Annotated in this window: 25 protein-coding genes and 1 tRNA gene; 10 read left to right on the plus strand and 16 right to left on the minus strand. The window is 62.2% G+C overall.

What is annotated here, in order from left to right; genetic code table 11:
• Positions 1-38: 38 nt before the first annotated feature.
• Genes cmrA through KVY23_RS04845 form a run of 3 tightly spaced genes read right to left on the minus strand, consistent with a single transcriptional unit; the run spans position 39 to position 3427 of the window.
• Positions 39-842: a mycolate reductase gene (gene cmrA / locus KVY23_RS04835; RefSeq protein WP_230555540.1), complete on the minus strand. Its 804-nt coding sequence runs from the start codon at positions 840-842 to the stop codon at positions 39-41.
• A gap of 24 nt (positions 843-866) precedes the next feature.
• Positions 867-2903, minus strand: a complete 2037-nt coding sequence (locus KVY23_RS04840) for an NADPH-dependent 2,4-dienoyl-CoA reductase (protein ID WP_230555541.1) — start codon at positions 2901-2903, stop codon at positions 867-869.
• Complete coding sequence (locus KVY23_RS04845) at positions 2900-3427, minus strand: PadR family transcriptional regulator (RefSeq protein WP_230555542.1); 528 nt, start codon at positions 3425-3427, stop codon at positions 2900-2902. Before KVY23_RS04845 ends, KVY23_RS04840 begins: the two co-directional genes overlap by 4 nt.
• 232 nt (positions 3428-3659) lie before the next feature.
• On the opposite strand from KVY23_RS04845, the gene KVY23_RS04850 reads away from it, so the two are divergent.
• Positions 3660-4931 carry an MFS transporter gene (locus tag KVY23_RS04850; RefSeq protein WP_230555707.1) on the plus strand — a complete coding sequence of 424 codons (1272 nt, stop codon included), beginning with the start codon at positions 3660-3662 and terminating at the stop codon, positions 4929-4931.
• Here KVY23_RS04850 and KVY23_RS04855 read toward each other — a convergent pair.
• Both KVY23_RS04855 and KVY23_RS04860 read right to left on the minus strand, forming a co-directional pair.
• Positions 4928-5755 (minus strand): alpha/beta fold hydrolase, encoded by an 828-nt coding sequence (locus KVY23_RS04855; protein WP_230555543.1) that lies wholly within the window; start codon positions 5753-5755, stop codon positions 4928-4930. The genes KVY23_RS04850 and KVY23_RS04855 overlap by 4 nt on opposite strands.
• A gap of 10 nt (positions 5756-5765) precedes the next feature.
• Positions 5766-6392: a TetR family transcriptional regulator gene (locus KVY23_RS04860; RefSeq protein WP_075839415.1), complete on the minus strand. Its 627-nt coding sequence runs from the start codon at positions 6390-6392 to the stop codon at positions 5766-5768.
• 224 nt (positions 6393-6616) lie between these two features.
• Between KVY23_RS04860 and KVY23_RS04865 the strand changes: the two genes are divergently transcribed.
• The 4 genes from KVY23_RS04865 (at position 6617) to KVY23_RS04880 (ending at position 10734) form a co-directional block, all read left to right on the plus strand.
• Positions 6617-7729 (plus strand): ferredoxin reductase, encoded by a 1113-nt coding sequence (locus KVY23_RS04865; protein WP_230555544.1) that lies wholly within the window; start codon positions 6617-6619, stop codon positions 7727-7729.
• Between the two features lie 73 nt (positions 7730-7802).
• The gene (locus KVY23_RS04870) at positions 7803-8981 is read left to right on the plus strand and encodes an acyl-CoA desaturase (protein WP_075839385.1); all 1179 of its coding nucleotides are present in this window, start codon (positions 7803-7805) and stop codon (positions 8979-8981) included.
• Positions 8982-9047: 66 nt separating this feature from the next.
• Positions 9048-9275: a hypothetical protein gene (locus KVY23_RS04875; protein ID WP_075839414.1), complete on the plus strand. Its 228-nt coding sequence runs from the start codon at positions 9048-9050 to the stop codon at positions 9273-9275.
• A gap of 283 nt (positions 9276-9558) precedes the next feature.
• Positions 9559-10734: a CdaR family transcriptional regulator gene (locus KVY23_RS04880; protein ID WP_230555545.1), complete on the plus strand. Its 1176-nt coding sequence runs from the start codon at positions 9559-9561 to the stop codon at positions 10732-10734.
• A gap of 29 nt (positions 10735-10763) precedes the next feature.
• Here KVY23_RS04880 and KVY23_RS04885 read toward each other — a convergent pair whose 3' ends face one another.
• A complete protein-coding gene (locus KVY23_RS04885; RefSeq protein ID WP_230555546.1) occupies positions 10764-11927 on the minus strand; it encodes a N(5)-(carboxyethyl)ornithine synthase in 1164 nt (387 codons plus the stop codon).
• Between the two features lie 156 nt (positions 11928-12083).
• Here KVY23_RS04885 and KVY23_RS04890 point away from each other — a divergent pair.
• The 3 genes from KVY23_RS04890 to KVY23_RS04900 all read left to right on the plus strand — a co-directional run bounded on the left by KVY23_RS04890 (position 12084) and on the right by KVY23_RS04900 (position 12952).
• Positions 12084-12156 (plus strand) — tRNA-Arg (locus tag KVY23_RS04890).
• A gap of 170 nt (positions 12157-12326) precedes the next feature.
• A complete protein-coding gene (locus tag KVY23_RS04895; RefSeq protein ID WP_230555547.1) occupies positions 12327-12668 on the plus strand; it encodes a hypothetical protein in 342 nt (113 codons plus the stop codon).
• A complete protein-coding gene (locus KVY23_RS04900; RefSeq protein WP_230555548.1) occupies positions 12665-12952 on the plus strand; it encodes a hypothetical protein in 288 nt (95 codons plus the stop codon). Before KVY23_RS04895 ends, KVY23_RS04900 begins: the two co-directional genes overlap by 4 nt.
• Before the next feature lie 363 nt (positions 12953-13315).
• Here the strand turns inward: KVY23_RS04900 and KVY23_RS04905 are convergent, their stop codons facing one another.
• The 9 genes from KVY23_RS04905 to KVY23_RS04945 all read right to left on the minus strand — a co-directional run bounded on the left by KVY23_RS04905 (position 13316) and on the right by KVY23_RS04945 (position 21361).
• On the minus strand, positions 13316-13966 hold the full coding sequence (locus KVY23_RS04905) for a hypothetical protein (RefSeq protein ID WP_230555549.1): 651 nt from the start codon (positions 13964-13966) through the stop codon (positions 13316-13318).
• 251 nt (positions 13967-14217) lie between these two features.
• The gene (locus KVY23_RS04910) at positions 14218-15633 is read right to left on the minus strand and encodes a phage major capsid protein (RefSeq protein ID WP_230555550.1); all 1416 of its coding nucleotides are present in this window, start codon (positions 15631-15633) and stop codon (positions 14218-14220) included.
• Positions 15634-15635: 2 nt separating this feature from the next.
• On the minus strand, positions 15636-16214 hold the full coding sequence (locus KVY23_RS04915; RefSeq protein WP_230555551.1) for an HK97 family phage prohead protease: 579 nt from the start codon (positions 16212-16214) through the stop codon (positions 15636-15638).
• A 325-nt stretch (positions 16215-16539) separates the two neighbouring features.
• Positions 16540-16830: a hypothetical protein gene (locus KVY23_RS04920; protein WP_230555552.1), complete on the minus strand. Its 291-nt coding sequence runs from the start codon at positions 16828-16830 to the stop codon at positions 16540-16542.
• Between the two features lie 123 nt (positions 16831-16953).
• On the minus strand, positions 16954-17217 hold the full coding sequence (locus tag KVY23_RS04925) for a hypothetical protein (protein WP_230555553.1): 264 nt from the start codon (positions 17215-17217) through the stop codon (positions 16954-16956).
• 199 nt (positions 17218-17416) lie between these two features.
• A complete protein-coding gene (locus KVY23_RS04930) occupies positions 17417-19399 on the minus strand; it encodes an AAA family ATPase (protein ID WP_230555554.1) in 1983 nt (660 codons plus the stop codon).
• 70 nt (positions 19400-19469) lie between these two features.
• Positions 19470-19649, minus strand: a complete 180-nt coding sequence (locus KVY23_RS04935) for a helix-turn-helix domain-containing protein (RefSeq protein ID WP_230555555.1) — start codon at positions 19647-19649, stop codon at positions 19470-19472.
• A 264-nt stretch (positions 19650-19913) separates the two neighbouring features.
• The gene (locus KVY23_RS04940; protein WP_230555556.1) at positions 19914-20081 is read right to left on the minus strand and encodes a helix-turn-helix domain-containing protein; all 168 of its coding nucleotides are present in this window, start codon (positions 20079-20081) and stop codon (positions 19914-19916) included.
• 185 nt (positions 20082-20266) lie between these two features.
• Positions 20267-21361 (minus strand): site-specific integrase, encoded by a 1095-nt coding sequence (locus tag KVY23_RS04945; protein ID WP_230555557.1) that lies wholly within the window; start codon positions 21359-21361, stop codon positions 20267-20269.
• A gap of 197 nt (positions 21362-21558) precedes the next feature.
• On the opposite strand from KVY23_RS04945, the gene KVY23_RS04950 reads away from it, so the two are divergent.
• Positions 21559-22689 (plus strand): XdhC/CoxI family protein, encoded by a 1131-nt coding sequence (locus KVY23_RS04950; protein ID WP_075839383.1) that lies wholly within the window; start codon positions 21559-21561, stop codon positions 22687-22689.
• Between the two features lie 64 nt (positions 22690-22753).
• Positions 22754-24787, plus strand: coding sequence for a cytochrome c oxidase assembly protein (locus KVY23_RS04955; protein WP_206508538.1), 2034 nt, complete (start codon positions 22754-22756; stop codon positions 24785-24787).
• Positions 24788-24802: 15 nt separating this feature from the next.
• On the opposite strand, the gene KVY23_RS04960 is transcribed toward KVY23_RS04955, so the two are convergent.
• Positions 24803-25228, minus strand: a complete 426-nt coding sequence (locus KVY23_RS04960; RefSeq protein WP_075839413.1) for a MarR family winged helix-turn-helix transcriptional regulator — start codon at positions 25226-25228, stop codon at positions 24803-24805.
• Positions 25229-25308: the final 80 nt, after the last annotated feature.

A 25308-nucleotide genomic window follows, 5' to 3' on the forward strand; every position in this document is an offset into this window, starting at 1 on the left:
TGTCCCACTATGTATTTCCGCTCACATGCGCGAAGCGCCTACCCGCCGAGCTTCTTGTAGAAACTGCCGACGATAGGAGCGGAGATCGCCCTCGGGCTGTACTGCCCGGCGACCGACATCCCCTTGCTCAGCAGCCCGGGGACGACGCGCATCTTGTTCTTCGCGAGCGAATCGAGCGAGAGTTTCGCGGTGTACGCACTGTCGATCCACAGGAAGTCCGGCACCAGCTTGTCCACGATCGACGCGTCGGCGGGGTCCGGAGTTTCGGTGCGCACCGGCCCCGGCGCGAGCAGGGTGACGTGTACGCCGCTGTCGGTCAGCTCGAGGCGCAGTGACTCGGAGAACGTGTTGACGAACGCCTTCGTCGCGGCATAGGTGGCGTTGTTGGGGATCGCCATGTTGCCTGCGGCAGATCCGGTGATGAGGATGCCGCCGCTACCTCGGGCGATCATTCCGGGTAGGACGGCGAGCGTCAGATCGTGTACTGCCACGGCATTGAGCTCCACCTGGGCGCGCTCGTACGCCGGGTCAAGCCCCGCGACCGGGCCGAACGTCGCAATCCCGGCGTTGTTGCACAGGATGCTGATCTCGCGATCGGCAAGTTCGGCGGCGAACGGCTCACGCGCCGCACGGTCCGACAGATCCACTACGCGAATTTCGACGCTCACGCCGTGCGCGGCTCGCAGTGTGGTTGCCAACGTTTCCAGTAGCTCACCGCGACGGGCGGCGATGATCAACGAGTGACCTCGGGCCGCCAGCTCGGTGGCCAACGCCTCACCGATTCCGGAGGATGCGCCGGTGACTACGGCTCGGGCTTCGGGTGCAGGACTCGGCAGGCTCACGGTCAGCCAGGGTAGTGGATGGAATCAGATCTTCGCCGCGAGACGGGTGCCCTGCTCGATCGCGCGTTTGGCGTCGAGCTCAGCAGCGACGTCGGCACCGCCGATGACATGCGTGATCGTCCCGGAGGCCGTCAACTCGTCCACGAGATCACGTACCGACTCCTGGCCAGCGCACACAACGATGGTGTCCACGGCCAACGTCCGAGGACGCTCGTGATCTTCACCGAACGTGATGTGCAGACCATCGTCGTCGATGCGCTCGTAGTTCACCTCGGTCAGCTGGTGTACGCCCTTGGCTGCAAGCGAGGCCCGGTGCACCCAACCGGTCGTCTTGGCGAGCCCGGCGCCGATCCTGCCCTTCTTGCGTTGCAGCAGGTAGACCTCGCGCGGTGAGGGCGCCGGAACCGGCGTCGTCAGTGCCCCGGGGGCTGCCTCCGGTTCGGTAACGCCCCACTCCTGCTTCCATTCCTTCAGATCGAGGGTGGGCGAAGAGTCGGTGGTGAGGTACTCGGAGATGTCGACGCCGATGCCACCTGCGCCGATCACCGCCACCCGATCGCCGACGGGTTTTCCCTCTTCGACGAGCTCGGCGTACGAGAGCACCGATGGATGATCGATGCCGGGGATGGAAGGAATGCGCGGGACCACCCCGGTTGCGAGGACGACCTCGTCGAACTCGGCCGCCAGCAACTCCGCGGCGGTGACCCGGTGGCCGAGTCGAACCGTCACGTCGGCCTCGGCGAGTGCGTTGGTGAAGTAGCGAATGGTCTCTGCGAATTCTTCCTTGCCCGGAATGCGTCGAGCGATGCCGAACTGCCCGCCCAGTGCAGCGCGTGCTTCGAACAGGCTGACCGTGTGTCCGCGTCGCGCAGATTCGAGCGCGGCCGATAGTCCTGCGGGCCCGCCACCGATGACGGCGACCTTCTTGGCGCCGCGCGTCGGGAGCAGCTCGAGTTCCACCTCGCGGCCCGCCCGAGGGTTGACCAGGCAGGACACCGTCTTGTGCGCGAACGCGTGATCGAGGCAGGCTTGATTGCACGCGATGCAGGTGTTGATCAGCGCTGCCGCGTCGGCCTCGGCTTTGCGAACCCAGAACGGGTCGGCCAGCATCGGGCGCGCCATCGAGATCAGCTGCGCATCGCCGCGCGCCAGGATGTTCTCCGCGACATCGGGCATGTTGATGCGATTGGACGCGGCGACGGGAATGTCGAGGTGTTTGTCGAGCTTGCCGGTGATGTCGGCGAACGCCGCCCGCGGCACCGATGTCACGATCGTCGGCACCCGCGACTCGTGCCAGCCGATGTCGGTGTTGATCATATCGACACCGACGCGTTCCAATTCCTGTGCGAGAGTTGTTATCTCGTCCCATGTCTGTCCGCCGTCGACAAGGTCTGCCATCGACAGCCGGAAGCTGATCAGGAAATTCTCACCGACCGCCTCGCGGATCTTTCGTGAGATCTCCACGGCGATTCGACGCCTGTTCTCCGGGGAGCCACCCCACTCGTCGCGCCGGCGGTTGGTGCGCTCGGCAAGGAACTGGTTGAGGAAATATCCTTCGCCACCCATGATTTCGACGCCGTCGTAGCCCGCACTCTGTGCGAGCCGAGCACAGCGAACGAAGTTGCGAATCTGCCACCGCACCCCTCTGGACGTGAGTCGACGGGGCCGAAAGGGATTGATAGGGGCCTTGATCGAGGACGCGGAGACACTCAGGGGCTGATACGAGTACCGCCCCGCGTGCAAGATCTGGAGCGCGATCTTGCCGCCCTCTCGATGCACGGCTTCGGTGATCCTGCGATGTCTGCGCGCCTCGATGCGGTTGGTCAACTTGGCGCCGAAGGGGAGTAGCCAACCAGTACGGTTCGGTGCGTAGCCGCCGGTGATGATCAGTGCCACACCGCCGCGGGCACGTTCGGCGAAGTAGGCCGCCAATCGGCCCGTGTTCCACGCGCGATCCTCGAGACCGGTGTGGATGGACCCCATGATGACACGGTTGCGGAGGGTGGTTGCACCTACGTCGATAGGGGACAACAGAATTGGGTAGTTCGTGGGACCTGTCACAGCTTCTCCAATACTTCGTTGCACCATTGTGCGTACCCCTCCTCGACGCGGATCCCACCGCGTAAGACGAGATACTGATGCAATGCGGGCCCGTCGAGATCACCGGGCGAAGGAAAGTCACGTTTTTCGATGAGTCGGTACATTTCGAGCCGCTCCTCGTGGACGGAGCGGTGACGGCGGACCTCGGCTTTCAATGCCTGGAGGTCGCCACTGGTGGCTCCGCGGATTTTGACGGCGAGTTCCTCGCGCAGAGCGCTGGGGTCGGTGGGCGCTGCGATCCAACGATTGAGTTCGTCCTCGCCAGCCGAGGCGACGACGAACACCTTCTTATCGGGCCTGCCGTCTTGCGGGACGGTCTCGCCGACCACCCAGCCGGAGTCTTCCATCCTGCGTAGGACGCGGTAGATCTGCTGGTGCGTGGCGCTCCAGAAGAACCCGATGGATTTGTCGAAGCGCTGCGCGAGTTCATAACCCGAGCCCGACAGCTCGGTCAACGAGACGAGCAACGCGTGTTCCAGGGCCACACCGAAGAGTATGACTGCAACGAGGTGTGTATGCAACCAGGTGCATAGTCGAGTCGCGCAGTGACCAGGCGCCGCACCAGCGAATCCCACTAGGCTTCGCCTCATGAACGCAGACGCGGATGGTCATTCCGCAGGCTCCACTCCTGCAACGAGTGGTCATTCCGCAGGCTCCACTCCTGCCGCCGCGGTGGTGGGTGTCGCGACCACGCGAAAGCAGGTCTTCGCGTGGGCCATGTGGGATTGGGGATCGGCAGCGTTCAACGCCGTCATCCTGACCTTCGTGTTCTCGGTGTACCTCACCGACGCGGTCGGCGACGACCTCCCAGGGTCGATCTCGGCAACGTCGTACTTCAGCTGGGCGATCGGTCTCGCCGGTGTCGTCATCGCCGTCCTGGCACCGATCTCCGGTCAGCGGTTCGACGCCAGGGGAAGGCGCAAGCGCTCGCTGGCTCTTCTGACGGGATTGACCATCGCGACGATGGCCGGTCTCTATTTCGTCAAGGACGACTATCGCTATCTATGGCTGGGGCTGGTCCTCCTCACCGCCGGGTCCATCCTCTTCGAACTGGCGAGCATCCCTTGCAACGCGATGCTCCGGCAGGTCTCGACGCCGACCAACATTGGGCGGGTATCCGGATTCGGTTGGTCGATGGGATATTTCGGCGGGATCGTGCTGCTGCTCCTGTGCTACGTCGGCTTCATCGCCGGAGATGGAGACACGCGCGGTCTGCTCGGCTTGACCACCGACGACGGTCTCAACATTCGGCTCGTCGCGCTGCTCGCAGCCGTCTGGTTCGCGGTCTCCGCCATTCCGGTTCTGCTGTCGGTGCCCGAACTGCCCGCCACCGGCGTCGACTCCGGGGCGGCCAAGGCGGGTCTCGTCGAGTCCTACCGGGTGCTCTTTCGCGACCTTCGTCAGCTCTGGGTCACCGATCGCAGAAGCGTCTGGTTCCTCGGCGCGAGTGCGCTCTTTCGCGACGGATTGAATGGCGTCTTCACCTTCGGCGCGATTCTGGCCGTGAGTGTGTACGGGATCAGTGCCGCTGACGTGCTGTTGTTCGGCATTGCCGCGAACGTCGTGGCGGGCGTCGGAGCTGTGACAGCAGGGCGCATCGACGACCGCGTCGGCCCGAAAGCGGTGATCGTGTTCTCCCTCGCCTCGATGATCGCGGCGGGAATCGTATTGCTGTTCGTCTCGGGGCCGACCCTGTTCTGGGTATTCGGTCTGATCCTCTGCCTGTTCGTCGGTCCCGCTCAATCCTCGTCGCGTTCCTACCTCGCGCGGCTCGCCCCACCGGGCAGGGAAGGGCAGTTCTTCGGCCTGTACGCCACGACCGGGCGCGCGGTGTCCTTTCTCGCCCCAACCCTGTTCGGTCTCTTCGTCTGGATGTTCGACGCCGACCGCGCCGGTATCGGCGGCCTGCTCGTCGTCCTCTCGATAGGGCTCGCTGCACTGCTCGCGGTGCGGCCGCCGGACAAGGCCGCGACGGAGAAAGCCCGCTAGGCAGCGCGGACGCGCGCGATGATTTCGGCCGCGAGGCGGGCGGGCGCTTCCTCCGGGACCCAGTGCGAGATGCCGTCGAGTTCGACGAAGGAGTACTCGGACGAGGTGAACTCGCCGCAACGTTCGGCCGCGGCGCGGCCGATGGCGGAATCGCCGTTGCTCCACACGTACGTGGTCGGAACCTTCACTGGGCCCAGTCGGCCGAACTCACTGGTCATCGCTCGGTACCACTCGAGGGCAGCGGTCAGAGCGCCGGGCTCGCTCAAGTGCGCGACGTACCGGTCGTCGGGGCTGTTGCTTCCGAACATGGCGCGCAGGCGCTGGGCATCGTTCTCGAGGAGGACTTCCTCGGCCTTGCCCTCCTGCCGGAGCAGGTTGATGTACGTCGAGCGCTCTCGCTGATCGGCGTCCTCGCGCAGGGCCCATCCGAACGCCGCCGTGTGCGGCACGGAAACCGCGGTGAGCGAACGTACGTACTCGGGATACTCCACTGCCGTCTGCCAGGCGACGGCCGCGCCCCAATCGTGTCCGACGAGATGGACCGATTCCAGGCCGAAGCCCTTCACCAGGCCGATCACGTCCTTCACGAGCAACGCCGAGCGGTAGGCCGCGGTGCCGACCGGCCGGGCGCCGGGGGAGTACCCGCGCTGGTTGGGGGCGATGGTGCGCAGACCTGCCTCGGTCAGGTGTGCGACGACTCCGTCCCAGCAGAGGAACGTTTGCGGAAATCCGTGCAGCAACAGCACCGGTGTCCCGTCCGCCGGGCCTGCCACCGAGACATCGAAGGTCAGGTCGTCGACGGTCATCGTGGTTGTGCTCGGCATGAGCGCCCTTTCAGTTGCGTTTCGGTCTCCAGGCTCCCATGCCGAGGACGATCAGACGCACCTGCTGCTCTGTCTTTCGGAGAAGTTCGCGTTCGTTCTCGCTGCCTGGCCGGTCGATTTCGAGCAAGCCGACCGTCGCGGTCAGCATCGTCGACACGATGAGGTCGGCTGCCATTTCCAGATCGGCAATGTCCCACGTCTCGAGCCCCGGCATGCGTGAGAGGTCGATGGTCAGCTCGCTGACGAACATCCGCAGCTCGGTGGCAAAGGCCTTACGAACCTCGGCGACGCCGCCGTACCGTTCACGGGCCAAGAAGCGGAACTGGTCCTCGTGGCTACGCACTTGCCGAACCAGGATTCGCAGCGATTCGGTGGCGTTCTTGACGCTCGGGTCCTTGCGTGCATCGCGCAGCATCTGTCGCAGCATGCGCATCGAATCCTCGACGAGCGCTACGCCGAGGTCTTCCATGGATGCGAAGTGGCGGTAGAAGGCAGTGGGAACGATGCCGGCCGAGCGTGTGACCTCACGCAGACTGACGCTGGCGAGCGAGCGGTCGCGAAGCAGGTCCAGGGTGCCATCGATCAGCGCCTGCCTGGTGCGCTCCTTGCGCTCGGCGCGCGTGCCTGTCTCCGTCACGCCGTCGAGCTTATTGCTGTCGACTTTGTTGCTGTGCACTGGTTGCACACCTCCGGTTCCGAGGTTCGGCCGCACTAAATGTGATGGCGGTCACTACATATTCTTGCATGTCACACATGTCACATTGGCGTTGACAGCTCTGGGTGCCGATCTGTCACACTCATTCTAGTGCACATACGTACACTGAAACGGATTCGTCATTTCGACCGAACTCGGGAGGGCATATGACACTCCAGCAGCAACCGCGCCAGGGCGGTGTTTTTCGCAAATTCTCATTGCTATCGCTGATCGAAGCCATGGCGACACCGCACCAGCTGGACCGCTACCTCGAGCTCGTCGACCCGATGACGACCGTTCGTGATCTGCGCGCCGAGGTGACCGCCGTGCACCGATCGACCGCTGACACAGTGACGCTGACACTGCGGCCCACTCATCAGTGGCAAGGTTTCCAAGCTGGCCAATTCGTGCAGGTAGGCGTGGTGATCGACGGTGTCCGTCACACTCGCTGCTACTCGCCCGCATGCTCCCAATACCGCAACGACGGACGCATCGAGCTCACCGTCAAGGCTCATCCCGAAGGACGTGTGTCGCAGTACCTGCACCGTCATGCGCGTACGGGACTCGTCGTCAGCCTCTCGCAGGCCGACGGCACCTTTCACCTGCCCAGCCCGAGGCCGGATCGCATTCTGCTCGTCAGCGGCGGAAGCGGAATCACCCCGGTGCTGTCGATGCTGAGGTCGCTGCTGGACGAGGGGTACAGCGGCGACCTCACCTTCCTCCACTACGCGTACACCGAAAACGACGTTTCGTATCGGCAAGAGCTCGCCGATATCGCGGCCGAGCACGACAACGTCCGGATCGTTCTCGCCTATACCGAGCAGAAAGAGGGCGGTGACCTGCACGGCTTCTTCGGGACCGAGCATCTCGACGCCGTCGCGCCCTGGTACGCGGACGCGGAGACGTTCCTGTGCGGGCCGCCGGGGCTGATGCGCGGCGTCAAGACCCTCTATGCGGACCTCGGTCTCGGTGAACGGCTGCACCTGGAGGAGTTCGCGCCACCGACGGTGGAAATCTCCGAGGACGTCGACGGTGACGTGTCCTTCACCGAGAGCAACGTCGTGGCCGTCAACTCGGGGCGCTCGCTGCTCGAGCAGGCCGAGGATGCCGGTCTGACGCCCGCCTACGGGTGCCGGATGGGAATCTGCTTCACCTGCACGTCGGTCAAGACCTCCGGATGCACCAAGAACGTGCAGACCGGCGAGACGGACAGCGAGCCGGACAAGAAGATTCAGCTCTGCGTCTCGGTTCCGGTCGGCGACGTCACCGTCGAGATCTGACGTCCCCGGAATCGCCGCAACCCGATCGCATCCGAAGAAACGCCAACATCGATCCGAAACGGAGAGTGTTTCAATGTTCGGAATACCTTTTCCATCAGTCTCTTTGCCCCTCTTCGGCACCAGCGCCAAGTCCGAGGAGCGGGCCCCCACGGTCCTTTCGTACGAGCAGGTCCAGGAGTTGGGCCGTGAACTCGACGAACTGCGCGCCCGTATCGTCGCAAAGCTCGGTGACGAGGACCGCGAGTACATTTACAAGATCGTCAAGACGCAGCGCGGATTCGAGATCGCCGGCCGCGCAATGATGTACATGCCGTTCCTGCCGCCCGTGTGGCTGGCCGGCGTCGGCGCACTGGGAGTGTCGAAGATCCTCGACAACATGGAGATCGGGCACAACGTCATGCACGGTCAGTACGACTGGATGCGTGAGCCCGGCTTCAACTCACAGGTGTTCGAGTGGGACACGGTGTGCCCGGCCGATCAGTGGAAGCATTCGCACAACTACATGCACCACACGTTCACCAACATCGTCGGCAAGGACCGCGATATCGGCTACGGAATTCTGCGGATGGACGAGGGGCAGAAGTGGAACCCCTACTACCTGGGCAACCCCGTCTACGCGTTCCTGCTGATGACCTTCTTCGAGTGGGGCGTCATGCTCCACGATCTCGAATCGGAGAACATCATCCAGGGCAAGCGCAAGTGGCACGACGTGAAGCCGCTGCTGCAGGGAATGTGGCGCAAGGCCGGGCGTCAGGTGCTCAAGGACTACCTCATCTTCCCCGCACTGTCCGGGCCGTTCTTCGTTTCCACGCTGGTGGGCAACGTCGGAGCGAACCTCATGCGTAACCTGTGGACGTACTCGATCATCTTCTGCGGTCACTTCCCGACCGGAGTGCAGACGTTCACCGAAGAGGAAACAGCCGACGAGTCGCGCGGCGAGTGGTACGTGCGGCAGATGCTCGGGTCCGCGAACATCGAGGGTTCGCCCCTCTTTCACATCATGTCCGGCAACCTCTCGCACCAGATCGAACACCACCTGTACCCCGACCTGCCGGCGCATCGCTACCCGGAGATCGCCCCCGAGGTCAAGGCGCTGTGCGAGAAGTACGATCTGCCCTACAACACGGGCGGATTCTTCCAGCAGATCGGATCGGTGTGGGGCAAGATCTTCAAGCTGGCCCTGCCGAACTCGCTCACCGGATCCGATTCCACGGTCGGTGTTATCGTCGAGCGCAAGAAGGTCGCTGCGTAGATGACCGCCAAAGCCGGTAGGGGCGTCGATGCCGCCGAATCGGACAACGAATCAGGGGTGATCGTGGTGGTAGGCAAGTTCGAGCGCAACAAGGACACCGTGCAAGAGATGACGGAGTCGGCGGCCAATCACGTCGGCAAGATCGCCGTCATCATCGCCGGCGCGGTCCGCGACGTCACCCGGGAAATCGGTGACTGGGTTTCGGACGGAATCGAAATGCGCGAGGCAGCGAAGAAGGCAAGTGAGGACAGGCCTGTCGGTCAAGTCATCAACGGCGAGTTCGAGAACCGCTGACGTTCGAGAATCGCTGACGTTCGAGAACCGCTGACGTTCGAGAACCGCTGACGTTCGAGAACCGCTGACGTTCGATTTCTGCGGCTCTAGGAGCCGCCGAAATCACACGTCCTACCGAGGGCCACCCGTTGTACGACGGGTGGCCCTCGGTTTCGTACGGGGCGAGGGTTTACGCTTCAAACAAACTTGATGAAGGTTTTTTGCACCCTTTTCGAACCCATGGACGTGATGTGGGTTACTGTTACGGCACGATTCACGCAAGCGGTAGGAAAGGCGGCTCGACATGCGGGTTGAGACCTCGATCGCACATTCTCCCAACACGGCTCAGGTTCTCGATCGGCGTCGGCCCGAGCGTCAGCGGCCATCCGGCGATCGGACGTCGGTGCTCGGCGCGACAACGGCCTTGGAGTCGCTTTGCGGGAAGCTCGTCGGCGCAAGCTGCCGCGCCGAAAGACTGCCCGCACGAGAAGAACTCGACGAGGTACGGCGGGCGGCGCAGAAGCTGGCACGTCAAGCTGTCAGTCTTCGAGACGCACAGCGAGCCGTCCACGAGGCCGTCAGCGCAGGTTTGAAGGGGAGCGTCGACGGCGCCCGAGGGTCGAATGTCGTCGACAGTGCGGTTTTCATGATGCGTGTGCTCGAGCTGCTCGGCAATGCAGTGTCCTCGGCCTACATCGATCAGTGCCAGCTGGATTCGGGGTCCGCCGGAAGACGGGTCACGCAGCTCGTGGAGTTGCTGACGGCCGATGATGCCGACGCGCGCATGGTGGGTGAACGACACGGGATCGACATCGCCGCCGCGTACGACGTCGTCGTCGTTCAGTTCGTCGGGGAAGTCGACAGCAATGCACTCGCAGCCGCTGAAACCGCACTGACGGCACACAGCGCAGGGTCCCGACCTTTGACCGCGTTGAACAAGCACGGTGGAACGATCCTGGTGCCTTGCGATGCTGCGGGCGAGGTGGACGACATTGTCGTGCGCCTGTCCGCGAAGACGGGAGTCGACATCGTTGCGGCTACCGCCAAAGCAGCACCCGGCGCCATGGCAGATGCGGTGGCGCACTGTCGCGAACTCGTCGAGCTGGCGAGATCGCTCGGTAAGGAACCCCGGTTGTACCGGACCTGCGACCTCGCGCTGGAATACCAACTCTCACGTCCGGGCCCAGGCCGGTCCAGGCTGCGGTCGGTCATCGCACCGCTGGCGACATTCCCGGAACTGCTGCACACGCTGCGTACGTTCATCGCGAACGAGGCCAACCGTCGCGTCAGTGCCAAAACCCTCTTCGTGCACCCCAACACCGTCGACTACCGCCTCAAGCGGGTCGAGCATCTCACCGGTGTGGACCCACTGAGCTCGGCGGGCTTGATGTCGCTACATGCCGCGCTGGTCGTGGATTGCCTGGCGCGCGCGAACGGCGCCGGTTCCGCTCTCCCGGCGGCCGTGGCGGAAGCCTCGTAGCGATCGGTCTTGCCTCCGAGTCCCAGCCGTCACACAGGCAGGTGTGGGTACTCGGCGGCTCGATTCTGAAAGGCGAGAATATTCGGGTTGGCGACTGTTCCTTCGCGGATCTCGATCGACTTTCTGATCGTCTCGTTCGCGTCCCACGCTTCGGGGCCGGACAGAACCACCCGAATGAACGGAAGCAGCGACTCGCTGATCTCCCACGTCGCGGAGTCCCACAGATACGACGGGCTGTGATCGACGGCGTAGTACCGGACGTTCTCGCCCACGATGAACATCGGATCGGTGAACGATGTAGGCCGCGCCCACTCGAACCCCATGCCCTCGTCGCACGAGACATCGACGATCAGTGTGCCCGGAGCGATCGAATCGAGATCGGCGTTCCGGAGGAAGGTCAACGGCGCGTTCGGGTCCTGCAGAACACAATTGACGATGATGTCGTGGTCGCCGAGAAACTGCGACAGTGGGACTCGGCCCTGGTCGGTGAGTGCTCGACTCTGCCGAGGGTTCTCACCGTCGAGATCGAAATTGACGATGCGCGCCGAGTGGATGGGTGAGCTGACGGCTGTCACACCGCGCTGAGTGAGAACGTCGACCTCGTGTATTCCGTGCGCATTGAGAGCGGTTACCGCTCCGCGCGCAGTCGCGCCGAAGCCGATGACCGCGGCGCGGAGGCGGCGTCCGTAATCTCCGGTGCTGCCGATCAGTTGCAGGGCGTGCAGCACCGAGCAGTAGCCGGCTAGTTCGTTGTTCTTGTGGAAGACATGCAGGCTGAAAGCGCCTTCGGCGGTCCAATGGTTCATTGCTTCGAACGCCATGAGCGTCAGTCGACGGTCGATTGCCACCTGAGTGAGGGCCGCGTCCTGAACGCAGTGCGGCCACCCCCACAGAACCTGTCCGACTCGCAACGCCTCGAGGTCGTGAACCTGAGGCTTGGGAAGGAGGATGACATCGCATTCCTCGATCAGCTCGGCGCGAGTGCGAACCCCTCCACTCGAACTGGCGATGCGGGCATCGGAAACTCCGAAGGGCTCGCCGTAACCGGCCTCGAAGTAGATCCGGGATCTGATGTCCTCGGAGATACGATCGAGGTGAAGTGGATGAATCGGGAGGCGGCGTTCGTTCGGCTTCGATGACCGTGACGTGACGCCGAGGGTGGACTGGTGCACTGTGGCCCCTTCGGTTGTCATCAAGTCAACCACGAAGCAGACGCCGTGCTCGACGAGTTCACCACCGCTCGGCCTTGGCAGCGCTGTCCACGGTCGAGCGGTTCGAGAGCGGTGCGGTCGAGCGGGTACACTCGTCCACCGTGCTCGGGCGCGGTCGAGAGACCGGGCCGGGGCGAAGCCTCCGTAGCTCAGGGGATAGAGCAAGGGCCTTCTAATCCCTTGGTCGCAGGTTCGAATCCTGCCGGGGGCACAACTGTTGGTGCAGGTCAGGGGTAGTTTCGGCCCGATCGGGGCGCGTGTCGTTCCCGCTGCGGTCTCTTGTCTGTGCGGATTGGGTACGGCGTTCCCGCATGTCACAGTCTGCGGCGGCGCACACTTGACACAGGTCGGGCCACAACCCTTGATACGGGAGGTTCAACTATGGACGACGACGTGATCTTGCTAGATGTGGCGACCACTCCTCGTGAGGATCAGGCCAGAGCACGTGCAAATGCCGCTGGGGCGGTCGAGGGCAACTACGCGATCAATCTTGTCTCGGTGGTGACGATCGCGTCTTGGTTTGCCGATGAGCAACCCGCATTGCGCCCGCTGGTGGACCACACGCCAGGCAGCAGGTCCGCGATGCTCGAAGCGGTCAACGAACTATTGGGGACGTGTCAGGATGCGGACGACGTGCCACTTCTCGCGCTGGAACGGTTCCTAAGGGACTGGCGTCCCGGCTTTTATGGTCAACTGTGGACTAAAGGGACTCGAACCCCATGAACGATCAGGAATTGCTCGACAGCGCCTCCCACGAGGATCTACTTATGGCACTGGTGACATGGCAAGTCAGCCGGCGGGAAATATCAAAAATAGGTCAAGAATTCCTGCCATGGATTGAATCGGCTATCGCTAGCGTAAATGGCGAACTTATTAGACGTTGGGGCACTACTGCATATCGAGTTCACAACGAGACGGACTACGGATATGATCCCGAAATTGCGGCTGCATTAAAGGAGAGACGGATTGATATTCTCAGTCGAATACACTCAAAACCCTTGCATTGATCGACATAGAAATAGCGTCGATAAACTCGAATAGTCGAACTCATACACGCCGTTAAGCCCGCGTTTCGGTGACTGATATGCCAGCCTGAACAGCTCGAGATTTGGCGAGTGATCCGAAGTGCGCGATTTCGAGGGGTCTAAAGCCTTAAAATGACTGGTCAGAGCCTCGCTTGGACATCTAATTATTGGATGTTAGAGGGAAATTGACGTCAGAGTGTGGGTCTTTCTCGTCATTTCCGGAACGCAATTCCAATTCCCCCCACCTCCACCGGCACCGGCTCGTACCCATTCCGTCGTGGGCCTATCCATTCCTGTTCGCAATGGAGTTGCACAAAGAATGCATGGGGCAAATGCGTAGTGTATTTACGGAGTGTTCAATTCGGGGTGTCGATCTTTCCAATTGTTGTATTCCATTCTGCGGTTTCGACCGAATTGTCGGCAGTGACCACACGGTGACGTAACGTGCGCACACGACCAATCTCGACTGACCAATACAGGCATTGGATCAACGTTTTTCTTTGCTTTCAACGACAAAGGAACTTTGCTTTTCTTCGTTGCTTCATCGAGCACAGTCTTGTCGGACTGGACGAGACGGTCTCGACGGACTCGTGGCACCACACCGATGGGGTAGGCATCGTCATCGAACGTGTTGTTGATCTTGGTGTTGGTTGATGTGTTCATCATGTTGGCAAGCTGCATCGTGTCGAGCTGTACAGGTTGTGTGGTGTTCACAGTGTGGTGCTGACGGAACTCGTCGGCTGACCAACCGTGAGCCTTGCGGCTGGCGTTGCACTTCTTGTGCGCGGGTCGGAACCACTGTGGATCGCACGCAAGGTCTGGTCGTTCGCTGACCGGATAGACGTGGTCCAGCTCGAAGGAGTCGCGGCTGTAGTGGTGCAGGGTGGTGTCGATCTCTTGCCCGCACAGCCAACACGCCGGGTACATGCCGAGTGTTTGCATCCATTCCCGCCGTGCCTTTTGGTACCTCGATCCGTAATGCTTGCTCGATGCCATGATTCCCGACCTTCCAGTTGCGTTGTGCTCGTTCAGAATTGGTGTCCGTGTGCGATTGCCTCGGGGCATGCCTGTCATCCCGGAGAATGAAGATCAGGCCGTGAATACAGCAAAATCCCCCACGAGTACCGAGTGCTGGGGCTATGACTGTCCAGGAATCTCGAAGTACTCGCGGGGGATTGCTTGTCGGGGGTGCGACGCCCCGACGTTCGGGCTGCCCAACGCCAATCAGTCCAGCCCGAAGTTCTGCCTTACGCCGTGGTGTTGTAGCGGAGCAGCTTCATCGCTGCCGGGTTCGTCACGTCTGATCCTGTGCGGAATGTCATGAACGCCCCTCGTTCGCCGGTAGGGCGGTTGGCCGCGCCGAACAGATGTTGGACAGGCTCCACTGTGGTGCCGATGCGATCCACAATTGTGAAGCCGTGGAGATCGCCGTACACCGCGACGTAGTTCGATTCGGTTGCAGCGGGGTTGATCGTCCCGTCGATGAAGCTGGCCTCGTTGACGGTTCGACCCAACAACGTCGGGGGGTTGCTGTCGAGGCTCGGGAACTTGACCGCGCCAGAGGTGGTCTCCATCTGGCGTAGGCCGTTGATCGTGGCGAGGTTGAGTACCCACTGTGCGTTCGACTGGTGCCGGGCACCAAGGGCGTTCTGCACCGCGTAGAAATCAGCGGCGTTCAGTGCTTCGCCGGTACCCGGCACGATGACCGAACCGCCGGCTGCGACCAAGGCCGTGATGAGTCCCCTCGGCTGATCCGTTCCCGTACCGAGCATGAAGGCTTCGGCCTGGAGCTGGTCTGCGCCGTCGACGAGCAAGTCGCGCAGCTGGGTCATGAAACCGATGGCGTCCTGGCCGAACTCCATCGAGAACGGGACGAACGCTGCACCCTTCTCGGCTTTGATCACCGGCTGTCCGAGCGTGGGTGAAGCGTCTGCGGCTTCTTGCGACTCGGGTAGCCAGGATGCGGTTACGCCTGCGGAGGTGATCCCGCGATATTCGGAGCCAGTGATCTGGACGACCTTGGCCACACGTCGCAGCGGATTAGAGCTGCCGTCGTTGGTCAAGATCACCGCAGGGTCCAACGAGATCGGGAGCGCGTACGAGCCGGTGCCGGTGTCGATCTGCATTGCGCGGGCTGCCTGGTCGACCTCTCGATAAGCGTTCTGCTCTTCGGCGGTCCAGAGTAGGTGCCCGCGCGCCGAATCGCCGACCAGCTTCGCGAACGCCGTCCGGTATGCGGGACTGCCTGCGGTGATAGCCCATTTTGCGGTGAGGTCGCCGTCGCGGGCGATCATGGTCTCGATCTTCTCGGCGGCGTGTGCCGGCAACTCGTCGGCTTCCACACCCCGTTCGATCTGGCGCATAGCTTGATCCCGGACGGTCGCCGCGGGGCGTGCAGTGGCCGACTGGATCGAGCCGGCTTCGACTGCGCCCGCGTCGACCAAGCTGCGGAGCTGGTCCTGTGTGGCGAGAGCCGCGGTGATGTGTTCGACCTCGGACTCGATCGTCTCGAAGCGTTCCTGGTCTTCGTCGCTGACCGATCCGGCTTCCTCGGAACGCGCGAGAATATCAGCGGCTTCGGCCCGGAGGTCATCGAGAACGGTGGTGTCGACAAAGGACTCGCGCTGTGTAGCTGCGGCCTTCTTCTTTCGTGGATATACCATGTCTATTTCCAGTTCATGAGTGCGAGCCGCATTTTCAGCAGCTCGGGTTGAATAGTTTCGGTGCGGGTTCGGACGCCGATACTCGTTCCTTTGTAAGCCGGAAAGACGACCGGTCCCAATTCTGCGAGTTCGACTTCTTTGATGCTGCGGCGTAGATGTTCGCCATGTGCGAGTGCCTGATCGACTTGTTCGGGTGTGAGCCGGCGACCTTTCATGTTCGTCCACACGTCGCGGGTAACCCTGAATTTGAAACTCGCACCGGAAATGGCTTGTGCAGCGATCGCCTGACGAATCGGCTCTACGGTCGGGTTGTCGAACATTCGGGCTTCCAAGAACAGGCCCGCGGCGTCTTCGTGGAGTTCGAGAATTTCCGCGATCGGAATAGAGCCGACTCGACTATCACGTCCGTGGTCGTACTGGACGACAGGCTTGCTCCGGGCAATCGACTTCGTGAACGCACCGCGGGAAATGCGTTCGGTAAAGCGGCCCTCGAACGGGGAATTGATCTCGGTGTCCTGATCGAACACGGCCATGTAACCCGACAGCGTGAATCCGTCGTTGGTGGCCGTGTCCGATCGCATGGAAAAGTCGGCTGATCGCACAATCAATGGTGATTGCATAGTTCTGCCTTAAGCGATGATGGAGGAATTGAGGGTGTCGTCACCTCGTTAGACTGCATGAGCGAGAGCAGTATTCGGGTCCATGAACCGCACTGGTTGTGGCATACCTGGAATCTGCTTGCTGTGCTTCTACGACTGTAGCGGAATTCCACATCGACTGCATTGCGTCTTTCGGGAATTTCGAATACGTCCACTACGCCCGCATCTGACAGAACGACCGACTTACATCTACGTCCGGCCAAAATCCTTGGCGGTTTCAGGTGAGTTATTTCCCCACGGCCTTGGTTTACGTGAATCCCTCCGGTACGTAATCGGGAACTGCACCGATCGTTTCGACAACAGGTAGTTCGTCACCGCGGGAATGAAGCCACAACCGGTCGATCATGCACCACACCTCACCGTTGGTCGATGCCAAGAGATAGCGTCCGTCTACTCGGATATCGGTTCCGTTGCCGATGAATTCGGCTCGCTTCTCTTCTGAGATTCGCTGCCAAGCATCTTCGAGAGCCGCGGCCAGTCTGCGCTGCACACCTTCTGCGCGTTTACGATCTCGACGTTCTTTGCGTGTTTCGGTCATCGTGACTTCTCCCATTCTTCCCATTTCACCTCGGGGCGTCCGAGCAAAACGTTCCATTCGTTCACGGTCTCAAATAGCTGGCGCTTGTATCTGCGTTCGCGTAGCCATTTCTGGGTCGAATCCTTACCGTTTCCTGCCGCCTTGATTCGTCGTCGGGTCAATTTTCATTTCTCGATTCGTTCGCTCGAAACCGCCGATAGGCCACAACACGCCGCTGGCGACAAGCTCACCGATAGTCCGCATCACCGCGATCAACGGAACCTCGGGGTGCTGGCGCTTCACGGCGGCGACGATGTCGGTCAGGTCTGGGGCGTAGTGGCAGGCGTCGACAGTGCGGAGGATCGTCCCGTGGACGCCACACCCCGCGGGGTAGTCGGGTGGGTGCATGTTGTCTCCCTTCGAAGGATGACAGCGGGCCTATGTCTGTGAAGCGTCATTCTTGAAAGTCTTCGCAGGTCAGAGCGTCATTCTTCGAAGGTGCACAGAAGAATGACGCGAACCTTCGCAGTCGAGGAGAAGAAATACGCTCTGACCTGCGAAGAAGAGAAGAAGAACGTTTATAGGAATTGGGTATTGAGCCTGTGGCCTACGAGTCCGGGAGTACCCACAACCAGGGACCGTTGTCGACAAGTGGGGCATTCATCGACTTGACGCGCAACGTCCGCTTGGCGTTTCCGAGTGCTCGATCGCTGTACAGCTCGGCCCTGGCCGCTGCCTTGACGACATTGGCTTCGGCGCTGCCGTTTCCGACCGTCAAAAACTCACGCAGCCATGTGACGCAATCTTTGGACTCGCCCTTGTCGTCGCCCGCATCGTGGGTGTCCTGGAATATCTGCGCGGCACTCGCATTCGCCTGCCCGATGTATCGGACTGAAACAATGTCAGCGTCTTCACCGTCGATCTCGAGAGCAACGCCGAACGTCTGGAACTTCGACGCGACACCGACTCTTGCACCGTTCGATTTGTCGGTGCCGACGAGCAACACGTCGTCGGTTCCTTGCTCCCGTTGCGCCAGCAACGTCGACCGTGCTGCCTTGCGAAGCTCTCCGGTCGATCCATAGGCGTCCCGGACGTTGCCTGTCTGTAGCCGATTCAGGTGGGTAACGAGCAGTATCGAGACACCGGTCCGTCCGCACCATTCCTTCATCGGATGAAGGACTCGTCGGGCTTGCTGCGAGTCCTTGACGGACAGGTTCGCCGGTACCGTATCGAGCCACGCATCCACGATCACGAGGTCGACATCTTCGGGTAGCCAGTCGAGGTTGGTCGGGAACATCGGTGACCCTTCACCGTCGTCGGTATCGGACACCACGCGGATACGAGACAAGTCCGCACCTGCCGCCGTGAGTCGGGGCAAAACATCCATGCTCCACGAGTCCTCGGTGATCACGAGGGCGATCTGCAGCGGTGTGGTCGACGTGATCCCGAACTCTGGTGCCGGCGTCCCGGTGGTCAGTTTGGCGACACACCACACCCACCACGCGGACTTGCCGATACCTTCGACGCCGACGAGCAGAGTTACCTTTCCCTTCGGGATGCGCTTTTCGGCTAGCCATTCCTGTCGTCTGGCGGGTGCCATCTCGGACGCCCATCGAACATGCTTCTGCTCGGCAGACGTGACTACAGTCGAGACCGGTGCGATGTCGTTGGTCAGCAAGTCCCAATCGTTGCGGCCTTGGACGACGGTCGAGTTCCCGAACAGCCGGTGAATCTCATCGACGCACGTTGTGCGCTTCTGGCGGTACCGCTCGTGGAGTTCTGTCGATTGCAGGGTGCACCACAGTGTCTGCTCCTTCGTGTAGCCCGCGGTGATCGCCGCATTGATGACCTTGCTCGCGTGCCGGGATCTATCCCCATCGGGATCGGGTGTGTTCACCGCGGCACGGACGTATTCGGTCATCTCGACCGGCTCGGGCGCGATATCCGATGTCTGGAGAACTTGGCTCTCGTCGGTCAGCACCACACCGAACTTGTCGGCAAGATCGTCGGCGTCGTACTCGTGGCCTTCCCATTCGCGGATCACCACGACATCGGTCGGCGGGTCCGTCTTGTGGTTGGGGGTGCCGGGGACACGGAGTATATCGTTCGACGCGATCTTGTTGTCTACGTCCACGTCCGCGTCACGAAGGTGGTCACGGAGGCCGGCACACAGTTGTGTGAAGTGATGCTCGGACAGCGGCTCGTCTACCCGAACATAAACGTGCCCGTGCCCCGGCGATCCGCTGCCGACGACGTACGCGTCGAGTTCTTCGAAGGTGCTGGACAGCCGGTCGATACCGTCGTCCACATCGGCGTGAATCCACACCGCACCCACGGGGCTTGAGAATTCGCGCCTTCTACGGGATTTTGAGCGCAGACTTGTGCAGTAGTAGACATCGGCACCGGGAGCTGATTCTGACGCGGCTGCGGCCATCTCAGCGGTCTGAGTGGGGTACTCGAACGGGGTGTCGATGACGACAGGATCGTCGTCTGGCTCGATGGGGGGCGTGATGGTGGTCAGAATCGCGAAACCCTGACTGTCGCCGTACATCTGGCGCAGGAACGATTCGATCAGAGTAGTGTTCGGCATGGTAGGCAGCGTCCTTTCAAGCGCAGCAAAAAGCCCCGAATCCGTCTGTGTGAAAGATGGGTTCGGGGCTTTACGCTTGTTTCTGGACGATGCGGTCGATCTGGTCGGGGTGAATCTTCGTCAGCCACCCGCCGATCTTGTAGACCTCGATTTTGCCTTGCGTGATCCATCCTCGGACGGTTCTGGGGCTCATCCCGACCGCTGCGGCGAATTCTTCGATCGTGAGCAGTTCCTTGGGATCGACGGTCATCGTGCACCTTCTTCTGTTGAATTATGTTGTGGCACAGTCACTCTAGCACTTTGGGGCTTTCATTGCCTGCGGCTGGCATTTCTGGGTAACTGTCACCGGGTGCACCGCGGACAGGTCAGGTTGTCGTCGTTGTCGACCAGCCAGCCGCGGGGATCGTTGCGGAGTCGTCGCCGGCATTGTCCACACCGCTGGACCCGCTGCCGGTGGTGCTCGCGCGCCGACAGATAGAAGTCCGACGAGGTCGGAGCGTTGGCGAACGCAATATCAGTTCACCGCCTTGAAAGCGGCATCGAGATCGTCGCGGCGAATCCGTACCAGCCTCGGCCCGATTCGGCTTGCTTTCAATACGCCCGTGGCGATCCAGCGGCGAACTGTGGTGTCGTCCGCTCCGGTGAGTTCTGCGACGTCCTGAATCGAGAGATAGTCCTGCATCGTGAAGCCTTCCACGCCGTGAGTGGCGCGGCTCCGAATCTTGCCCGGTCGAGCGGGGTGACTCGTGATGCGTTCGATGCCTTCAAAAGGGTCGTACCGTCGTTTCCCCCGTCTGCGGTACTCGACCAATACCTAAGGGCGGCTGTATAACAGAGTACATAGTTCTGCACGCTTGTGCCTGTCGCCTACATCTCGTCCAGCTTGCGGGCGATCTCGGCATCACGTTCGGCAGACGCATGTTGGTAGAGCAGTGCGGCGTCGGCGGTAGCGTGGCCGATCCTGGACATGAGTTCTTTGGTGGTCGCCCCGGTCTGCGCTGCCAACGTCGCCGCGGTGTGGCGTAGCTCGTGCGGACGAAGGTTCTCGATGCCGACAGCGTTCCCCGCGGCTGCCACAGCACGACGCAGCTGCCAGTCAGTCATATAGCCATCGTCGGGTCCAGGGAAGACCAGTGATGCCGGGTTCGTACCCGTATATTCGCTGAGATGATGCAAGACCACGGCTCGGATTCGAGTCGGTACCGCTACGTCACGGACGCCCGCTTCGGTCTTCGGGGTTCCGGGGTAGTAGTCACCACCGCGGTACGTCACGGCTTGTCTCACCGATACAACCGACCCGTCCTCGGCTATGTCCATCCTGCGCAGACCCTTGAGTTCGCCGGCACGCAAACCACACCAACCACCGATCAGCACCGCGGCTTTCAGGTTGTCGGGGGAGTGTTCGGCCACCTCGGTCAATTGAGCCGCGGTCAGCGCACGAATCTTGCGGGTCCGTTTCGCGCTCATCGCCTTGCGTTCGACACACGGGTTGGTGGAGATCAACTGCTCTTTGACAGCGTCATGGCAGACCGAATGCAACAGTCCGTACGCGTGAGCGCGGGCAGTCGGCTTATCGGGAAGCAGAGCGGCATACCAATCGCGTATGCGAGTCACCGTCAGCTCGGTCAGCGGTACATCTCCGAGAGCGGGGGCGATGTGGTTCTTCAACGTCTCCTCGTATCCTCGCCGGGTGCGGGGAGTGAGGGTGCGTTGGGCGATCCGAGCCTCGGCGTAGGCGAGCAGCGTCTTACCTGCGGTCGTCACACGGTCAGTCGGTGGTGTCCACACGCCCGCGGTGATCAACGCCCGCTCCGACGACAGCCAGGCATCAGCGTCGACTTTGGCGGCGTAAGTATGGTCTGCGGCGTACCGCTTGCCATCGGGGCCGATGTAGCTCGCTCGGTACCGACCCGACTTCGGCGTTCTACGTTTGACCGTGCCCCACCCTCGACGCTTACTCATGGTGTCCTCACTGGATTCGGTGCCCTCTGCGTTCCCTCCCTTGAGGATATTCGTGCTTGCCTATGCATGTCTGTGAGACACCGATACCGCCATGCAACCCCAGCTAGAGGGCAGTAATTGCCCGTTGACCTGCAACAACGACATCCGTTCACGGCTTATTCGAATCCTGCCGGGGGCACTCACGACCGGGAGGCACTGTGCGCGATGTCCTCGCTGATCTCGTCGCAATCTGGCGCGGCGGTGGCACAGCAGGTCTGGCAACGGTGGTTCGCACGTTTCGTTCGGCACCGCGACCGGCCGGTGCCTCGATGCTGGTCGCACCCGACGGTTCGGTGAGCGGTTCGGTTTCCGGTGGCTGCGTCGAGGGCGCGGTGTTCGACATCGCGACAACGGTTGCCGCCAACGGTATTCCGGTACTCGAACAATTCGGAGTGTCCGACGAAAGTGCATTTGCCGTCGGGCTGACCTGCGGTGGGACACTCGAGGTTTTCGTCGAAGCGGTGTCATCGTCGACGTTTCCGGAATTGGGCTTTGTTGCCGAGGCGATTTCGGCGGACCAGCCCGTGGCAGTGGCAACTGTGATCGCTCATCCGAATCCGGCGCGGATCGGTCGACACCTGATTCTCGACGGGAGCGGGTCGACCGGCTCGATCGGCTCTGCGCGCAGCGATGCGGCGGTGACCGACGACGCACGAGGACTGCTCGCTGCGGGCGGGACCGCTGTACTCACCTACGGGCCGGACGGTGAACGGCTCGGCGATGGGATGGAGATCTTCGTCGCAAGCTACGCACCGCGCCCTCGGATGCTGGTGTTCGGCGCGATCGACTTCGCGGCAGCGGTGGCCGAACAGGGCGCTTTCCTCGGCTACCGGGTCACCGTGTGTGATGCACGCCCCCTTTTCGCAACTCGGCAGCGATTCCCGTCAGCGGCCGAGGTGATCGTCGACTGGCCTCACCGCTACCTCGCTGGTGAACTCGCCGCGGGCGCGGTCGATCGACATACGGTCGTGTGCGTGTTGACGCACGACCCCAAGTTCGACGTGCCGGTGCTCGATATCGCGTTGCGTCAGGGGTTCGCCTTCGTCGGGGCAATGGGATCGCGGGCCACGCACGAGGACCGGCTCGCACGGTTGTCCAGCGCCGGTCTCACCGCGGCGCAGCTCGCCGGGTTGTCCAGTCCGATCGGTCTGGACCTCGGGGCGCGCACCCCGCAGGAAACAGCGGTCTCCATCGCTGCGGAGATCGTCGCCAGGCGCTGGGGCGGAACCGGTGAACCACTCGCGGCACGTCGCGGCCGAATTCATCGAGACGAACTAGGTTCAGAGTGACGTGTCGTAGGACATAGCGGGATCGATTATCGGTCCGGTGCGAGGACCTCCTACTCTGGACGGCATGGCAGCACCGCACGTGGAGACCACCGAACCGGCTTCGACGACGCCGCCGGGGCAGGCGTCGGGCTCCGTTTTCGCCACCGCAGGACTGATCGCGGCCGTCGTTGCTGCACTGGTCATCAGCTTGTCTGCCTCGGACGCACTCGTGCTGCTCGGAATTCCCGACCCCGGTCCCGCGACCACCTACGGACTTCCCGCCGTTCGTGCTGCCGGTGAGATCGCCGCAGCGATTGCAATCGGCTCGTTCCTGCTCGCTGCCTTCCTGGTGCCGCCGCAGAAGAGCGGTGTGCTCGACGTCGGCGGATACCGAGCGGTTCGCACCGGATCCGTCGCGGCCATCATCTGGGCCGCATGCGCCCTCGTCCTCGTGCCACTGACGCTGTCGGACACATCCGGGCAGCCCTTCACCGTGGCAATCCAGCCGAGCAACCTGTGGGTGGCCCTCGACCAGGTCGAGATCGCCAGCGCCTGGCGCTGGACCGCCATTCTGGCCGTGGTTCTCGCGATCGGATCCCGGGCCGTACTGAGATGGTCCTGGACGCCACTGCTTCTCGTCCTCGCGCTCGGCACGATGATGCCGATCGCCGTCACCGGTCATTCGTCCTCGGGTGGGTCACACGATGTGGCCACCAACAGTCTGATCTTGCATCTCATCGCGGCCACACTGTGGGCGGGTGGGTTGTTCGCCGTACTGGCGCACGCACGGCGCCGCGGGGCTTACACCGATGTCGCGACTCGGCGGTTCTCGGCCATCGCCACCGTCTGCTTCGTCGTCATGGCGGCGTCCGGAGTCATCAACATGCTGGTACGGGTGTCGGTGTCCGACCTGTTCACCACCGTGTACGGGCGGCTGGTACTCGCCAAGATAGTTGCTCTCGTCGTTCTCGGTTTCTTCGGATGGGTACAGCGCCGACGCTCGCTCCCTGCGCTGGCAGCGAATCCCGAATCGCGGGGGGCGCTTGTCCGCTTCGCCGGTGGCGAGGTGTTGGTGATGGCCGCGACCATCGGTTTGGCCGTTGGGCTCGGACGGACGCCTCCGCCGTCGAACATCGATCTCGATCTTTCGCTGACCGAAGCGTCTTTGGGCTACGACCTCGACGGGCCTCCCACCGTGGCGCGACTGATGTTCGATTGGCGCTTCGACCTCATCTTCGGGACCGCCTCGATCGTGCTCGCCGTGCTGTATCTACTGGGCGTTCGCAGGCTTCGTAAGCGCGGTGACGCATGGCCGATGGGGCGCACGGTGGCCTTCGTGCTGGGCTGCCTGGTGATGCTGGTCTCGACGTCCTCCGGTGTCGGCAAGTACTCGCCCGCCATGTTCAGTGTGCACATGAGTGCCCACATGGCGCTGTCCATGCTGGTGCCCGTCCTGCTCGCTCTCGGCGGTGCGTTGACGCTCGCTCTACGGGCATTGCCGGTCGCAGGCAAGGACGGTGTTCCCGGTCCCCGTGAATGGCTGCTCCAAGCTCTGCACAGCCCGGTCTCGAGATTCCTGACGCATCCCATCGTGGCGGCGGCGCTCTTCGTCGGCGGCTTCTACGCGCTGTATCTCGGCGGGGTGTTCGGGTCGGTCCTCGACAGTCACACCGCGCACTTGCTGATGAATGCGCACTTCATCCTCAGTGGCTACCTCTTCTACTGGGTGGTCATAGGCGTAGATCCGTCGCCGCGACACATCGAGCCGATCACCAAGCTGGCGATGGTGTTCGGATCGCTGCCGTTCCACGCGTTCTTCGGTGTAGCGCTGATGAGCATGAACACTGTGATGGGTGGCTGGTACTACCGCTCGCTCGGTCTGGACTGGAACGCCGACCTCATGGCGGATCAGAAGCTGGGTGGTGGCATCGCCTGGGCGACAGGTGAAATTCCACTCGTGCTGGTGATGCTGGCGTTGCTGATTCAGTGGTCGCGTAGTGACGATCGGACTGCCAAACGTTCGGACCGCGCCGCGGACCGGGACCACGACGCAGATCTCGCCGCGCACAACGCAATGTTCGCCGAGCTTGCGCGTCGTGATCGAGGCGACGGGGACTGAGCCTCGTCGTGTGCGTCACTGCTCGGCGGTGATCTTCGCCAACAGTCTTTGCAGTTCGGCTCGCTCTGCGGTGTCGAGTGCGTCGAACAGTTCGACGCCGACCTTGCTCCGTGCCGAATCGATGGCGCGCAGGCGGGCTCGACCGGCCTCGGTCAACGACACCAGCACCGCCCTGCGGTCTGCGGGGTCGTCCTCGCGCGTGACGAGATCGGCAGCCTCGAGCGAATCGACCACGTCCGTGGCCGATCGTGCCACGATTCGAAGATGGTCGGCGAGGGCGCGAAGCCGCATGGGTTGACCTGCGCGAGCGAGAACGTGCAGTGCCCGGCTCTGCGAGGGGTTCAGGCCGAACGGCTCCAGCGCAGCCATGTGTGTGTGACGGATCCTTCGCGCCACCGCCATGAACGAGTCGGCGAGGTTCGGATTGTCTGCGGCGTGCATACCCGTCAGCATAACGCCGTTGTCGACAACCTCATAATGAGGTAACCTCTGCTTATGTTGCTCATCGATTCAGGAGGCCT

This window comes from Rhodococcus sp. I2R, from assembly GCF_020889545.1.
GTDB lineage: Bacteria > Actinomycetota > Actinomycetes > Mycobacteriales > Mycobacteriaceae > Rhodococcoides.